The sequence below is a fragment of the Streptacidiphilus alkalitolerans genome, assembly GCF_042511045.1.
GTDB classification, from domain to species: domain Bacteria; phylum Actinomycetota; class Actinomycetes; order Streptomycetales; family Streptomycetaceae; genus Streptacidiphilus; species Streptacidiphilus alkalitolerans.
On record NZ_JBHEZX010000002.1, the window covers coordinates 349,965 to 365,042 of the forward strand.

The window sequence follows — 15,078 nt, forward strand, 5'->3', positions numbered from 1 at the left end:
AGCGCCGAGCCGATCCGGCCCGGCGCTCCCCGTGTATACGACTCGGAAACATAGTTAGACTATGGTCCACCGAATTGACCGGGGGGGAGGGACCCGACCCGATTCGGCACCGAACTGATCGGAGTGCCCCGTGATGACAGACACGCTCGACGCCCAGCCTGCGGCCCCGCTGGGACGACGGGAACGCAACAAGATCAAGGTCATGGCACGGCTGTACGAGGCCGCGATCTCACTGTTCGCGGAGCAGGGCTATGACGAGACCTCGATCGACGAGATCGCGGAGCGCGCCGACGTCGCGCGGGGAACCTTCTTCAACTACTTCCAGCGCAAGGAGGACCTCCTCTGCGTCTGGGGCGAGAAGCGCCGCGACACCCTGCTGGCCACCATGGCCGCCGACGGGGTGGTCCCCGACTGCGCCGTGGGCCGGCTGCGCCACTGCATGACCGCTCTGGCCCAGATCAACGAGGCGCACCGGCACGAGACCAACGCCCTGCTGATGGCCTGGGTCAGGGCCGGCCGGCCGCTGCTGGAGGACCCCTACCTCGCCGACCTCTTCGCGGAGGTCGTCGCCGGGGGCGTCGAGAGCGGGGAGTTCCGTTCCTGTTTCACCGCGGAGCAGATCGGCCACGCCTTGCGCGACCTCTATTTGGGCACCCTCTACCGCTGGTGCGGGCAGCCCGAGGAGCCCGCCGACCGGCTCACCGGCGAGCTGCTCACCACCCTGGACCTGATCCTTCAGGGAATCCTCGTCGACCGGCCTCCCGAGCCTGCTTCCTGATCCTGCCTCCTGACGTCCCGTCGCCCAGCTACCTCGCCCCGGCGTACCGGCTCTCCGGGCGGCGCAGCCCCAGGTGTCCGCGCAGCGTGCCCTCCTGGTAGCCGTCGCGGAAGGCACCGCGCCGCCGCAGTTCCGGGACCAACCCGCGGGTGATCGCGGAGAGGTCGTGCGGAAGCACGCCCGGACGCAGCCGGAAGCCGTCCAGCCCCAGGGCGTGCCGCTGCAGCAGCAGGTCGGCCAGTTGGGCCGGGGTGCCGGTGAAGACCTCCGCGTCGGAGCGCAGTTCGGCCCCGGCGAGCCCGTCCAGCCGGGCCTTGCGGTCGGCGGCGGCGCCGGGCCGGTCGTCCAGGAGGACCAGCAGTTCGGCGAACCTCAGCAGCGGCCGGGCCAGGACGTCCCGGCCCTCCCGCTCCACCGCCGCGTCGATCTGCCGCAGCACCGCGCCGGTGCCCTCGGCGTCATGGGGCGTGAAGCAGACCACGTCGGCGGCGCGGGCGGCGAACCCGTAGGGGACGGAGGCATGGGCCAGGCTCACCACCGGCGGCTGGCCCTGCGGGGGCCGCGGGGTGATCGAAGGACCGCGGACGCTGAAGTGCGGACCCTCGAAGTCGATGTGGTGCAGTCGGTCGCGGTCGATGAAGCGGCCGGTGGCCGCGTCCCGGATCTCCGCGTCGTCCTCCCAGCTGTCCCAGAGCCGCCGCACCACCTCCACCGCGTCCTCGGCCTCGGCGAACAGCGGGCGGAGCCGACGGGCGATCAGTTCCGGGTCGCGCGCCTCCTCCTCGCTGAGCCGGGGGGTGGTCCTGCGCCCGAAGTGGGCGGCGTCCTCGGCACGCGCGGCGATCTGCGGACGGAATCCGGCCCGCCCCCGGCTGGCGTAGTCGAGCGTGGCGATGCCGATGCCCAGGTGGAACGGCTCGGTATGGGTCACGTTCACGGTCGGCACCAGGCCGATGTGCGAGCTGAGCGGGGCCACCCTGGCCGCCAGCAGGACCGCGTCCAGGCTGCCCCGGACCTGGTCGGTCCGGTCGTCGGGCCGGGCCAGGGCGGCCCGCTGCGGTCCGAGCAGGTCCTCGAAGGTGAGGAAGTCGAGAGCGCCGAACTCGGCCTCGGCCACCAGGTCCGCCCAGTACCCGGCGGTGAACAGCTCCCCCGGCCTGGCGCCCTCGGCCCGCCAGGCGGCGGGGTGCCAGCCAGCGCCGTCGAGGGCCACGGCCAGGTGGATCTGAGGGCCGTGCGTCATGACGCCTCCGTCGCGGCGTAGGGCAGTCCCACCGGGTCGAGGCCCAGGTGGTCCCGGAGCGTGCTGCCGGTGTACTCCGCGCGGAAGACGCCCTTCTCCTGCAGCAGCGGGACCACCCGGTCCACCACGTCGTCCAGACCGTCCGGCGTCAGATGCGGGACCAGGACGAAGCCGTCGGCGCCCTCGCTCTGGACGAAGCGGTCGATGGCGTCGGCGACGGTCCGCGGGCTGCCGACGAAGGTCTGGCCGCCGTTGACCTCGATCATCAGCTCACGGATGCTCAGGCCCCCCTGCTCGGCCCGCTCGCGCCAGCGGCGCACCGTCTCCTCACGGCCGGTGCGGAACACCGAGTGCCCCTTGAGCAGCAGGGAGTCGGGCCGGGGCGCGATGTCCGGCAGCGGCCCGTCCGGGTCGTAGCCGGACAGGTCGCAGCCCCACACGGCCTCCAGATGGGCGATGGCGGTCTGCGGTCCCACCAGGGTGCGGGTGATCTCCTCGGCGTAGGCCGCGGCCTCCGCGTCGGTGTCGGCCACCACCACGGAGGCCGTCGGCAGCACCTTCAACTGCTCCGGGGAGCGGCCGTGGCGGGCCAGTCGGCCCTTCACATCCGCGTAGAAGGCGCGGGCCTGGTCCAGGCGGTTGTACTTGCTGAAGATGACGTCGGCCTCGGCAGCTGCGAACTCACGTCCCTGGTCGGACTCGCCCGACTGGATGACCACCGGGTGCCCCTGCGGCCCGCGCGGTGTGGTGAACGTCCCGGAGATATCGAAGTGGGCGCCGCGGTGCGCGAACCGCCCGGCTCCGGGCCGGACGAACTCCCCGGTGGCGGCGTCGGCGGGCACCGAGTCCGGCTGCCAGCTGTCCCACAACTCGCGCGCGGTCGCCAGGAATTCGGCCGCCCGGGTGTAACGGTCGGCCTCGGCGAGGAATCCGCCCCGCCGGAAGTTCTCGCCGGTGAAGGAGTCGAAGCTGGTGACCACGTTCCAGGCGGCGCGACCGGCACTGAGCAGGTCCAGGGTGGCAAGCCTGCGGGCCACCTCGTAGGGCTCGTTGAAGGTCGCGTTGACGGTGGCCGCCAGCCCGAGCCGCTCGGTGACGGCTGCCAGCGCGCTCAGCACGGTCAGGTTCTCCGGACGGCCCACAATGTCCAAGTCGTAGAACAGGCCCTTGTGTTCACGCAGCCGCAACCCTTCCGCAAGGAAGAAGAAGTCGAACTTGCCGCGCTCGGCGGTCTGCGCCAGCCGCACGAAGGACTCGATGGCGATCTGGCTCTCGGAACGGGGGTCCGACCAGGCGGTCACATTGTGGACCCCGGGCAACTGCGCTGCGAGGTGCACCTGCTTCAGTCCTGCGGCGGCCACGCGACGATCTCCTTCCCCGGGTGGTGGGCGTCGCACCAGCATGCACTGCCGAACGGTTGAATTGCCTTTATCCCCACATGATTTGACGTTCCGTTCACACTACGGAGGAACACCGTGAGGCGAGCACGTCAGACCACCAGCTCGGCGACCCGCGAGGCGTTCCCCCCGTGAGCGGGCCGCCGGCCCGGGCGGCAGCGTCAGCGGCTCCACCACCGGGTCGATCCGGGGACCGCGGCCCCCGGATCGTCGCCCGGCGTGCGCGCCGTATTCGCCGGGCGGACAGCTGGGAAGGCTATTGATGAAGGGTTCATGGCGAATGATCATGGACCTTGCATCCGGAACAGGTGGACTGCCCATGCGTAACGTATGGAGAGCGCTCGGCGCGTTGCTCCTGCTGGCCTGCTCGCTGCTCGCGGCGCAACCCAGCGCCCAGGCCGCGACCACCAGCAGTGGCAATCTCATCGTGGACGGCGACGCCGAGAGCGGCTACTGCACCACCGACTGGAACGCCAGCACCACCGTGCCCGGCTGGCAGGTCGTCAGCGGCGGTCCGGGGGTGGTCTGCTACGCCCCCAACAACTTCGCCCTGCCCAGCGGCGCGGCCCCCGGCACCGCGTTCTTCTCGCCCGGCGACGCGGGCGACGGCTCGATGACGCAGAGCGTCGACGTCTCCTCGGCCTCGTCGGCCGTCGACGGTGGCGGCGTCAGCTACAACCTCAGCGCCTGGCTGGGCGGTTGGAGCTCCTACGCGGGCTACGCGGCGGTCACGCTCCAGTTCCGCGACGGCACCGGGAAGCAGCTGGGCGGCACCGCCGCGCTGCCCACCGTCTCGGCCGCCGACCGCGGCAACGCCAACGCGTTCCTGGCCCGGACCGCCTCCGGCACCGTCCCCTCCGGCACCCGGTCGGTCCTGGTGACGGTGGCCTTCCTGCAGAGCTCCGGCGAGTCCGGCTACCTGGACAACCTCTCGCTGACCCTGAGCACCCCGGTCACCGCGCCGGTGCTGACCAAGCCGGTCTCCAAGGTCCCCGGCTACGACCACGTGTTCACCGTGATGATGGAGAACACCGACTACAACGAGATCATGAACGACCCCGGGGACACCCCGTTCCTGCACTCCCTGATGGCCCAGGGCGCCAGCATGACCAACTTCCACGCCAACTACCACCCCAGCGACGAGAACTACCTCGCTGTCGCGGGCGGCGACACCTACGCGGCCGGGGCGGTCTACTGGCCCAACATCAACGACCCGCACACCAACCTGGGTGACGAGCTGGAGGCCGCGGGCAAGACCTGGAAGGCCTACGAGCAGGGCATGGGCACACCCTGCAACACCACCAAGGCCTACGACTCCGCCTACATGCCGGACGACGCGCCCTTCATCAACTACACCGACATCAGCGGCAACCAGGCCCGCTGCCAGGCGCACCTGTTCGACACCACGCAGCTGACCACCGACCTGAAGAGCGCGGCCACCACCCCGAACTTCTCCTGGCTCGCCGCGGACGACTACTACGACGGCGAGCAGTCCGGCAACGGCACCGCCACCAGCCTGAAGGTCCAGGACGGCTGGCTGAAGCAGACCCTGGCACCGGTCCTGGCCTCGCCCGCCTGGACCACCCAGCGATCGCTGCTGGTGGTCACCTGGGACGAGGACAGCACCGAGGCGGCCAACCACATCGCCACCATCGTGCTGGGCTCGCAGGGCACCGTTCCGGCCGGCACCACCAGCGGTTCCCGGTACGACCACTACAGCACCGGACGCACCATCGAGGCGGCGCTCGGGCTGCCGGCCATGACCGTGAACGACGCCTACGCCACCCCGCTGAACGACGCCTTCGTCCCGACCGCACCGCCGGCCGGGCCGACCCTGACCACCACGACGCCCTCGATCGCCGCCGGCAGCGCGGTCACCTTCCAGTACTCGGTCCCGGCCGCGAGCCTCAGCGCCAAGAACTGGATCGGCATCTACCCGGCCGGGGTCACCCCCGGCAGCCAGGGCTCACTCACCTGGCAGTACGCACCGAACGCCAGCGGCAGCCTGACCTTCGCGGCCGGGCTGCTGAAGACCGCCGGCAGCTACTCCGTCTGGTACCTGGCCAACGACGGCTACACAGCCCTGGCCGGACCGCTCGCCCTCACCGTCCACTAGGGCCTCTCCGGCCGGGACGCGCACCCGGGGGCGGACCCCTGTCCGCCCCCGGGCGCCGCGCTGGGCGACCGCGTGAACGGGGCTACTTGGCCGAGGTGGTCTGGCCGGCCCCGCCCTGCGGGAGGACGACGGCACCGGGGACAGCGGCGGCCGTGCCCACGCGCACCTTGCCGAGGCCGATCGAACCGCCGACCGCCTTCAGGGCCGGAGCGGTACTGGTGGTCAGCCCCTCGCCGCCCACGGGCACGGTGGCGCCGGGGACCGGGATCGCCTTCCCCAGCTTGACGTGCGTGGGCAGGACCACGCCCGTGACGGGCTGCAGCACGGGGCCGCCGTCGGAGGCGGGGCCACCGCCGGCCGCGAGGGCGACGCCGCCGCCGGTCGCGGTCAGCAGGACGACGGCGCTGAGTACGATCACACCGCGGCGCCCGAGGGCCGGGCGGATGGAGTGGTGGAGCTTCACAGGAGTCCTCCAACGGTAGGGAATCGGTCCGGGCCGTAGGGCCGGAACCGGGTGGCACAAGGTGATCCTGACGGGGCGCCGCTGAGGGGCCGCTGAAGGTCCTGAAGATTGTCTTCAGCGGTTCCGGGCAGGTCATGGGGCACTCTGGTGGGCATGCGGGTACTGGTGGTGGACGACGACGCGCGCCTGGTGGAGCTGCTGCGGCAGGGACTGCGGGCCGAGGGCTGCGCGGTGGACGCGGCAGGTGACGGCCTGACCGGGATCGCCATGGCGGCCGAGGGCGACTACGACGTGATCGTCCTGGACGTGATGCTGCCCGGGATGAACGGCTACAAGGTCTGCGCCCACCTGCGGCAGGTCGGGAACCTGACCCCGATCCTGATGCTCTCCGCCAAGGACGGTGAGTACGACGAGGCGGAGGGGCTGGAGACCGGGGCCGACGACTACCTGACCAAGCCGTTCTCCTTCGTCGTCCTGCTGGCCCGGCTGCGTGCCCTGGTCCGCCGCAGCCGACCGGACCGGCAGGTGGTGCGGCATTTCGGCGACCTGGAGATCGACGCCGCCGCCCGGCGCTGCCGCCGGGCCGGCCAGGACGTGCCGCTGACCGGCCGCGAGTTCGCCGTCCTGGTCCAGCTGGCGCGGCGGGTGGACGAGGCCGTCAGCAAGACCGACATCGTGGACGCCGTCTGGGGCGACGCCTACGACGGTGTGCTCAATATCGTGGAGGTCTACGTCAGTGCGCTTCGCAGGAAGATCGACAAGCCGTTCGGGCGGGCGAGCATCGAAACCGTGCCCTCCGCCGGCTACCGTCTGCGCGCCGACGGAGGCTGACCGCGGCGAGCAGGGCGACCACGGCGGTGAGGGCGACCCCGGCGGCCCCGGCGGTCATCGGGCGGAGCGCCGGAGTCGCCGCCGCAGGAGGCCGAGGCTGCTGCCCCGCACGGTCCGCGGGCGCGCCACCGCGGTGGTGACCGTGGTGACCGCGGCCGCGCTGTCGCTGTGCGCCGGCGTCCTGCTCTACGCCGTGCACGGCAACCTGGTCGGCACCGCCCAGGCCGCCGCCTCCAAGCAAGTCACCGCTGCAGCCAGCCAGTTGAGGACCGGGGCGCTGACGCCCGCGGCACTCGAGTCGGTCGCCACGGGCGGGGTCACCGTCACCCCGGTCGGCCCCGCGCCCGAGGGCTCGCCCCCCGCGCAGGGCACCGGCGGCGGCACGGGACCGGCCCCCACCACCGGCGCGCATCCCAGCACGGGACCGAATCCCAGCACCGGCCCGAACCCCACCACCGGCGCGGCTCCCAGCACCGGCCCGTCGACCGGGACGGCCACCGCCGTCCCCGCGGCGACCGCGCTGTCCGTGGCCACCCCCCAGGGCACCTACCTGGTGCAGGCCACACCCGATCTGGGCGCGGTCAGCACCGCGCTGTCCACGATCACCCGGCTGCTGCTGCCCGGCTTCCCGCTGGTCCTGCTGCTGGTCTCCTCGCTCACCTGGGTGGCGATGGGCCGGGCCATGCGGCCGGTGGAGGCGATCCGCGCCGAGTTCGCCGAGATCACCACCCACGACCTGCACCGCCGCGTCCCCGACCCGCACTCCGGTGACGAGGTCTCGCGCCTGGCCGACACGATGAACACCACCCTCGACCAACTCCACCGCGCCGTCGCCCGTCTGCGCACCTTCACTTCCGACGCCTCGCACGAACTGCGCAGCCCGCTGACCACCCTGCGCACCCGGCTCGAACTCGCCGTCGCCCGGCCCGACCGGGCCGACTGGCCGGACACCGGCCGCGAGGCACTGCGCGACGCCGAACAGCTCCAGGACATCGTCGAGGACCTGCTGCTGCTCGCACGCCTGGACACCGGCCAGGTGCACGGCCGGGAGCGGATCGCGCTCGGCGACCTGGTACGCACCGTGGCCCGGGAACGCGTACCCGGGCGGCGCCGACTGCTCCTCGACGACCTCGCCGAACCCTCCGGCTGGGTCCTCGGCAGCCGGGTCGCACTCGCGCGGCTGCTCGCCAACCTGCTCGACAACGCCGCACGGCACGCCAGGACCACCGTCGACGTCACCGTGGCGTCCCGGGGAGAACTCCTGGTGGTGACCGTCTGCGACGACGGTCCCGGGATCCCGGCGGACGACCGCGACCGCGTCTTCGACCGCTTCACCCGGCTGGACGACGCCCGCAGCCGCGACAGCACGGCCACCGCCGGAACCGGCCTGGGCCTGGCCATCGCCCGCGACATCGCCACCGCCCACGGTGCGACCCTCACCGCCGAGCAGCCCGCCCCGGGGCAACTCACCGGCGCCCGGCTGGTGCTGACGCTGCCACGCCTGGAGGACCCGACCCGCGGCTGAGACCGCTGGTCAGGCGGGCGAAAGCACTAGTAAGGGTAGGCTAACCTTACAAACATGACGGCTGGTGAAGCAGCCGACAGCCGGTCGCGTGCGCGCGGACTCGGACTGTCGGCCACAGGAATGACCGTGGCGTACGACCGCGTCGATGTCGTGCACGAGGCCTCGATCGCGCTTCGGCCCGCCGAGGTGACCGCGCTGGTGGGTCCCAACGGCAGCGGCAAGTCGACGCTGCTGCGGACGCTCGCCCGACTGCAGCGCGCCCGCAGCGGCACCCTCACCCTCGCCGCCGGCTCCCCCCGGAGCACCGACGCCGGAAGTTCTGACGCCGGAGGCGCCACGGACGGCTTCGACCTCAGCGCCCGCGCCTTCGCCCAGCGGGTGGCCCTGCTGACCCAGGGACGCTCCACCCCGAGCGGCCTCAGCGTCCGGGACGTCGTCGCCTTCGGCCGCTACCCCCATCGAGGGCGCTGGGGACGGCCGGATCCCGGCGGCGCCGCCGCCGTGGAACGGGCGCTCGGACTGACCGGAGTGCAGCACCTCGCCGCCCGCGGCGTCGACCAGCTCTCCGGCGGACAACTCCAACGGGTGTGGCTGGCAAGCTGCCTGACCCAGGAGACCGATGTGCTGCTGCTCGACGAACCGACCACCTATCTCGACCTGCGCTACCAGATCGAACTCCTCGACCTGGTCCGCGACCTCGCCGACGACCACGCCATCGCGGTCGGCGTCGTCCTCCACGACCTCGACCAGGCGGCAGCCGTCGCCGACCGGGTCACCCTGCTCGGCGAGGGGCGCGTCATCGCCGACGGGCCGCCCGAGGACGTCCTGACGCCCGAACGGCTCTCCGCCGTCTACGGCATCCGGATCGACGTCGGCACCGACCCCTCGACCGGCCGGCTCCGCACCCGCGCGGTCGGCCGCCACCACCTCCGCAACGAAAGGCCCACCCCCTCCCCGTGAACCGCCGACTCCTCGTCACCGCCGCGATCGCTGCTGCCGCCGCGCTCTCCCTCGCCGCCTGCGGAACCACCCGCCCGGCCGCCGACATCGCCGCCGCGACCACCCCTTCCTCCGGCCCGATCACGCTCACCGACGCGACCGGCGCGACGGTGCACCTCGACGCCCCCGCCACCAAGGTGGTGGGCACCGAGTGGAACGTGGTCGAAGACCTCGTCACCCTCGGCGTCGACCCGGTCGGCGTCGCCGATGTGAAGGGCTACCAGGCCTGGGACTCCGCAGTCCCGTTGAAGAACACACCCAAGGACATCGGCACCCGCGGCGAGCCGAGCACGGACACGATCGCCGCGCTCGCCCCCGACCTCATCGTCGCCACCACCGACCTGTCGGCCTCCGCAGTCGCCCAACTGCGGAAGATCGCACCGGTTCTGGAGGTACGGTCGGCCGATGCCAGCGACCAGACAGGCCTGTTGAAGAAGAACCTCGACCTGATCGCCCGGGCCACCGGGACGGCGGCCAGGGCGACTTCCGTCGAGCAGGCCTTCGATACGAAGATCACCACCGCCCGCGCCACGCTCAAGGACGCCGGCCTGGCCGGTGCCACGTACGCATTCGCCGACGGCTACGTCGAGGCCAACCAGGTCTCGATCCGCCCCTACACCAGCGGCTCCCTGATCGGCGCGGTCAACGAGCGGCTCGGACTGCGGAACGCCTGGACGGTCAAGGGCGACAAGGACTACGGCCTCGCCACCACCGACGTCGAGGGACTGACCAAACTCGACGCCTCCCGGTTCGTCTACATCGCCAACAACACCGACGGCGACCCGTTCGCCGACAGCCTCGCCAAGAACGCCGTGTGGAAGTCGCTGCCGTTCGTCAAGGCGGGCAAGGTGACCCGACTGCCCGACGGCATCTGGATGTTCGGCGGCTACGCCTCGATGGAGGCGTACGCCGACGCGGTCGTCCACGCCCTGACGAAGTAGCCCCATGGCCCTCACCAAACCCTCCGTCACCACACCCACCGCCACCGCCACCGCACGCACCGGCACCGCGTCCAACACCGCCGCTGCGTCCACCGCCGACGGGTCCACCGCCGCTGCGTTCACCGCCACCGGGTCCAGCGCCACAGGGTCCGCCGCCACCGCGTCCGAGCCCCCGGCCCCTCCCCCGGCTGCCGCAGGCTCCCGCTCCAGCGCCGCTGCGGTGCCCGCCGCCCTGGTCCTCCTGGTCGCGGCCCTCGCTGTCGTCGACATCACCCAGGGCACCGCCGCGGTCGGTGCGGGCCAGGTGTGGAAGGCGCTCACCGGTCACGCCGACCCGGCCGACGCCTCCGTCGTCATCGCCTCGCGGTTGCCCCGGGCTGCGGCCGGCATCCTGGTCGGGATCGCCCTCGGCGCGGCGGGAGCCGCCCTGCAGGCGGTGAGCCGCAACGTCCTCGCCGCGCCCGACACCCTCGCGGTCAACGCCGGCTCCTACGCCGCCCTCGGGGTGCTCACCGTCACCGGCACCTCGCTCCCCCTCCTCGCCTCCTCCGGCGTCGCGTTCGCCGGGGGTCTCGCGGCGGCGGCCGTTGTGCTCGCGCTGTCCGGACTCGGCGCCGGGACCGTCCGACTGGTCCTGGCCGGCAGCGCCCTGGCGCTCGGCCTCGGCTCGGTCACCGACACCCTGCTGCTGCTCTACCCCGAGCGCACCAACGGCCTGTACCAGTGGAGTCAGGGCAGCATCAGCCAGAACGGGTTCGACGGCGTGGCGCAGATGGCGCCCGTCGCCCTGGTCGGGCTGGTCGGCCTGCTGCTCGTGTCCCGCCGCGTCGACGCGCTCTCGCTCGGCGACGACGCGGCCCGCGGCCTCGGCGTCCCGGTCCGCGGCACACGGGTCACGGTCGTGGTGCTCGCCACCCTGCTCGCCGCCGCCGCGGTGACGCTCGCCGGACCGATCGGCTTCGTCGGCCTGTGCGCGCCGGCGCTGGTCCGCCCGCTGGGCCGCCGGGTCCGCGGCCTGGTCCGGGCCCGGGCCGCGCTCCCGGTCGCCGGACTGGTTGGCGCGGCCCTGGTGCTGGGTTCGGACGTGCTGCTGCGCGCGTCGGTCGGCGCCGACTCCGCGGTGGCGGTGCCCACCGGAGTCATCACCAGCGTCGTCGGCGCGGTGTTCCTGGTCGTGATGGCGCTGCGCACCCGCGACACCGCCGCGTCCGCCGCACCGGACCGGCTGCGGATGCCGGGCCGGGCCGCGTTCACCGGCACGGTGGTCGTCCTGACCGCCCTGCTCGTCGCCCTGGCCATCGCGGCGGTGCTGCTCGGCGACACCACACTGCTGCTCGGCGACGTGCTGAACTGGGCCCGGGGCCGGGGCGACCACCTGGTCACCTTCGTCCTGGACACCCGGGTGCCCAGAGTCCTCGCGGCACTCCTCGCCGGGGCCGCGCTCGCCCTGGCCGGCACCATCGTGCAGGCCGTGACCCGCAACCCGCTGGCGGACCCCGGTGTGCTGGGCGTCTCCGGCGGGGCCGGTCTCGGCGCGGTCCTGCTGGTCACCACCGTTCCGGCCGCCGGGGCGTGGAGCGTGGCCGGCGCGGCCTTCGCCGGCGCGGCGCTCACCGCCGCCCTGGTCTTCGGGCTCGCCGCGCGCGGCGGCTTCCAGCAGAACCGGCTGGTCCTGGTCGGCATCGGCGCCTCCGCCGGGACAGCGGCACTGATCAGCCTGCTGATCGTGCTCACCGACCCGTTCAACGCGACCAAGGCACTCACCTGGCTGTCCGGCTCGACCTACGGCCGCACCCTGCCCGATGTGCTGCCGGTCGCGGCCGTACTCGCCGTCGGCACGGTCGTGGCGGTGGTCCGCCGCCGCGAACTCGACCTCCTCTCCTTCGACGACGACACCGCACGACTGCTCGGACTGCGGCTCGCACCGGCCCGGCTGGGCCTGCTGGCCCTGAGTGTCCTGCTCAGCGCCACCGCCGTGGCCGCCGCCGGGACGATCGGGTTCGTCGGCCTGGTGGCCCCGCACGCGGCCCGGGCCCTGGTCGGACGACGCCACATCCGGGTCACACCGGTCGCCATGCTGCTCGGCGCCACCCTGGTCTGCGCCGCAGACCTGCTCGGCCGCACCGTGATCGCCCCGTCCCAACTCGGCGCCGGCCTGATGACCGCCGTGATCGGAGCCCCCTACTTCCTCTACCTCCTGACCCGCACCCGCGCGTAGCAGTCGCACTCGCGTGTAGCACCCGCACTCGCGCGTAGCAGCCGCCGAGCCGCAGCTTCGCCGTCCACCCGTCGGATGGAAGCGACACCCGCGGTCAACCGGCTTGCGGCCGCAAGCACATCGGCGGCTCCGGGCTACCCGACCGTTGTGTCTGCGCTGCCCCGGTCCCGGTCCGTCCCGGGGAGGGCCTTGTCGATGAGGACGGCCGCGATGGCGGCAGCGGCGGGGAAGGATTCGGCGTTGAGGACCCGGGTCCGGGCCGAGGCGCCGTCGAGGAGCAGCGCCAGTTGTTCGCCGAGCAGTTCGGGGTCGGCGGCGCCGGCCTCGCGCGCCGTTTCGGCGAACCGCGCGGCGATGGCGAGCTTGTAGTCGCGTGCGTACTGGGACGCGGGGTGCTGGGGGTCGTGGATTTCGACGGTCGCCGCGATGTACGGGCACAGGGGCGTGAGCTCCTCCGGACCGGCCATGGGCAGCTCGAAGGCGGCGAGGAGCCGCTCGCGGGGTGTGAGGTCGGTGCGGTCGAACACTTCGGCCATGATGCCGGGATCGAATCGGCGCAGGTATTCGGCGACCAGTTCGTCCTTGCCGGCGAAGTGCTGGTAGGCCGTGCGCTTCGAGACCTGGGCCACTGCGCAGAGTTGGTCGATGCCGGTGCCGTTGATGCCCTGAGCACGGAACAGTTGCTGTGATGCGCTGAGGATGCGCTCGCGTGCGCCCCTGCCGCGGCGCTGGCCCTGGGGGCCCTTCTCCAGTTCTGCCATTCCTCCACCATAGCCCAGTTCGGTACTGACCGGTGTACATAGCTTGCGCTCTCGCCAACCGCCGGATAGGTTTACGTACACAGATCGGTATACATAGGAGTGACCATGGGAAAGCTCGAAGGCAAGGTCGCGGTGATCACGGGCGGGTCGACCGGCATGGCGCTGGCCGGCGCGAAGCTGTTCGTCGAGGAAGGGGCCTACGTCTTCATCACGGGCCGGCGGCAGGAGGCGCTGGATGACGCGGTCAAGGCGATCGGCCGGAACGTGACCGCAGTGCGGGGTGACGCGGCCGACCTGGCCGATCTGGACCGCCTGTATGAGACGGTCCGGCGAGAGAAGGGCTCGATCGACGTGCTGTGGGCGAGTGCCGGGACGGGTGAGCAGGGCATGCTCGGCGAGATCACCGAGGAGCAGTTCGATCGTGCGTTCTCGCTGAACGCGCGCGCCACGCTGTTCACGGTGCAGAAGGCGCTGCCGCTGCTCAACGACGGCGCCTCGATCCTGATGACCGGATCGAACGCCTCGCTCAGGGGCTTCCCCGGGTGGAGCGTGTACGCGGGGAGCAAGGCCGTGCAGCAGGCCTGGGCCCGTGTGTGGCTGAACGAGCTGAGGGACAGGCGGATCCGGGTGAACGTGCTGACCCCCGGTCAGGTCGCCACCGCCAAGCAGGAGGAGGTGTTCGACGAGGAGACGAAGCGCCAGTTCGAGTCCCTGATCCCGCGGGGCAAGATGGGCCGCCCCGAGGAGATCGCGACGGTCGCGCTGTTCCTCGCCTCGGACGACTCGAGCTATGTGAACGGGCTGGAACTGACCACCGACGGCGGCACCACGGTGGTCTGAACCCACACCGGTCCGGTACGTGAACAAGGCGAAAGTTCCAGCACAAGGAACAAGGAAGCGAGCACACCCATGAGCAGCATCAGCATCATCGGCACTGGGAACATGGCCCGTACCATCGGCGCACTGGCGGTAGCGGGCGGCAACACCGTCGAGGTCCTGGGCCGTGATCAGTCCAAGGCCGCCGACCTGGCCAAGGCCCTCGGCGGCGGTGCCACGACGGGAGAGTGGGGCGCCGCGCCGACCGGGGACATCGTCATCCTGGCCCTGTTGTTCGACAGTGTCGTGCCGACCGTGGCCAGGTACGGAAGTGCCCTCGCAGGCAAGGTCATCGTCGACATCAGCAACCCCTTCAATCCCACGCTCAACGGTCTGGCCCACCGCGAGGTCACCTCAATCGCGCAGGAAGTCGCCAAGGTGGCCCCGGCCAGTGCCAGCGTGGTGAAGGGATTCAACACCGTGTTCCGCCATGTCCTGGAGAACGGCCGGCCCGACGTCTTCATCGCCGGCGACAACGTGCAGGCCAAGGCGGACGTGGAGGCGTTCATCAAGAGCCTCGGAATGCGCCCGATGGACGCCGGCGGCCTGGAGATGGCCCACTGGCTGGAAGGAGCAGGTGTGCTCACGATGGGCCTCGCCCGCCACGGAGTGGGCGGCTGGGACTTCGCCCTCGGCGTCACGAAACTCCCCGCCTGAGCAGCATCAGAGGCACGGCACGACCTGAGAGCATGCCGTACGTGATCACAACCGACGTCGGAGCCGTAAGCAGCGAACGCGAGCTGCATGACCTTCTGGCACACGAACTGGACTTCCCCTCCTTCTACGGCCGGCGCGCAGACCGCTAAGGTCGTCGGGATGAGCGCTCCGAAGCCCGTCGTCTACCTGCTCACTGGGCTGCCCGGTGCGGGCAAGAGCACATACGCCAGGATGCTGGAGCGCAAGGGCACCATCAGGCTGTCGGTGGACGAC

The 15,078-nt window shown here is 72.0% G+C and carries 13 protein-coding genes and 1 pseudogene; 10 read left to right on the forward strand and 4 right to left on the reverse strand.

Annotation, left to right across the window (positions count from 1 at the left end):
* Positions 1–133: 133 nt before the first annotated feature.
* Positions 134–778: a TetR/AcrR family transcriptional regulator gene (locus ACEZDG_RS05305; protein WP_380503018.1), complete on the forward strand. Its 645-nt coding sequence runs from the start codon at positions 134–136 to the stop codon at positions 776–778.
* Between the two features lie 28 nt (positions 779–806).
* Here the strand turns inward: ACEZDG_RS05305 and ACEZDG_RS05310 are convergent, their stop codons facing one another.
* Entirely contained in the window at positions 807–2,021 is a 1,215-nt protein-coding gene (locus ACEZDG_RS05310; RefSeq protein WP_380503021.1) for an LLM class flavin-dependent oxidoreductase, read from the reverse strand.
* On the reverse strand, positions 2,018–3,382 hold the full coding sequence (locus ACEZDG_RS05315; protein ID WP_380503024.1) for an NtaA/DmoA family FMN-dependent monooxygenase: 1,365 nt from the start codon (positions 3,380–3,382) through the stop codon (positions 2,018–2,020). The genes ACEZDG_RS05310 and ACEZDG_RS05315 overlap by 4 nt, the downstream gene beginning before the upstream one ends.
* Positions 3,383–3,737: 355 nt before the next feature.
* Here ACEZDG_RS05315 and ACEZDG_RS05320 point away from each other — a divergent pair, with 355 nt between their 5' ends.
* Positions 3,738–5,534, forward strand: a complete 1,797-nt coding sequence (locus ACEZDG_RS05320; protein WP_380503027.1) for an alkaline phosphatase family protein — start codon at positions 3,738–3,740, stop codon at positions 5,532–5,534.
* A gap of 82 nt (positions 5,535–5,616) precedes the next feature.
* Here the strand turns inward: ACEZDG_RS05320 and ACEZDG_RS05325 are convergent, their stop codons facing one another.
* Entirely contained in the window at positions 5,617–5,997 is a 381-nt protein-coding gene (locus tag ACEZDG_RS05325; protein WP_380503030.1) for a hypothetical protein, read from the reverse strand.
* Positions 5,998–6,150: 153 nt separating this feature from the next.
* Between ACEZDG_RS05325 and ACEZDG_RS05330 the strand changes: the two genes are divergently transcribed.
* The 5 genes from ACEZDG_RS05330 to ACEZDG_RS05350 all read left to right on the forward strand — a co-directional run bounded on the left by ACEZDG_RS05330 (position 6,151) and on the right by ACEZDG_RS05350 (position 12,511).
* Complete coding sequence (locus ACEZDG_RS05330) at positions 6,151–6,828, forward strand: response regulator transcription factor (RefSeq protein ID WP_380503033.1); 678 nt, start codon at positions 6,151–6,153, stop codon at positions 6,826–6,828.
* A gap of 142 nt (positions 6,829–6,970) precedes the next feature.
* Positions 6,971–8,353 (forward strand): HAMP domain-containing sensor histidine kinase, encoded by a 1,383-nt coding sequence (locus ACEZDG_RS05335; protein ID WP_380503036.1) that lies wholly within the window; start codon positions 6,971–6,973, stop codon positions 8,351–8,353.
* Positions 8,354–8,407: 54 nt separating this feature from the next.
* On the forward strand, positions 8,408–9,313 hold the full coding sequence (locus ACEZDG_RS05340; RefSeq protein ID WP_380503038.1) for an ABC transporter ATP-binding protein: 906 nt from the start codon (positions 8,408–8,410) through the stop codon (positions 9,311–9,313).
* Positions 9,310–10,293 (forward strand): iron-siderophore ABC transporter substrate-binding protein, encoded by a 984-nt coding sequence (locus tag ACEZDG_RS05345; protein ID WP_380503041.1) that lies wholly within the window; start codon positions 9,310–9,312, stop codon positions 10,291–10,293. Before ACEZDG_RS05340 ends, ACEZDG_RS05345 begins: the two co-directional genes overlap by 4 nt.
* Positions 10,294–10,297: 4 nt before the next feature.
* A complete protein-coding gene (locus ACEZDG_RS05350; RefSeq protein ID WP_380503044.1) occupies positions 10,298–12,511 on the forward strand; it encodes an iron ABC transporter permease in 2,214 nt (737 codons plus the stop codon).
* A 134-nt stretch (positions 12,512–12,645) separates the two neighbouring features.
* Here the strand turns inward: ACEZDG_RS05350 and ACEZDG_RS05355 are convergent, their stop codons facing one another.
* Positions 12,646–13,272 (reverse strand): TetR/AcrR family transcriptional regulator, encoded by a 627-nt coding sequence (locus tag ACEZDG_RS05355; protein WP_380503046.1) that lies wholly within the window; start codon positions 13,270–13,272, stop codon positions 12,646–12,648.
* 105 nt (positions 13,273–13,377) lie between these two features.
* Here ACEZDG_RS05355 and ACEZDG_RS05360 point away from each other — a divergent pair, with 105 nt between their 5' ends.
* The 3 genes and pseudogenes from ACEZDG_RS05360 to ACEZDG_RS05370 all read left to right on the forward strand — a co-directional run.
* On the forward strand, positions 13,378–14,112 hold the full coding sequence (locus ACEZDG_RS05360; RefSeq protein WP_380503048.1) for an SDR family NAD(P)-dependent oxidoreductase: 735 nt from the start codon (positions 13,378–13,380) through the stop codon (positions 14,110–14,112).
* Between the two features lie 69 nt (positions 14,113–14,181).
* On the forward strand, positions 14,182–14,805 hold the full coding sequence (locus ACEZDG_RS05365) for an NADPH-dependent F420 reductase (protein ID WP_380503051.1): 624 nt from the start codon (positions 14,182–14,184) through the stop codon (positions 14,803–14,805).
* Between the two features lie 159 nt (positions 14,806–14,964).
* A pseudogene (locus ACEZDG_RS05370) lies at positions 14,965–15,066 on the forward strand (zeta toxin family protein); the annotation flags it as partial.
* Positions 15,067–15,078 lie beyond the last annotated feature (12 nt).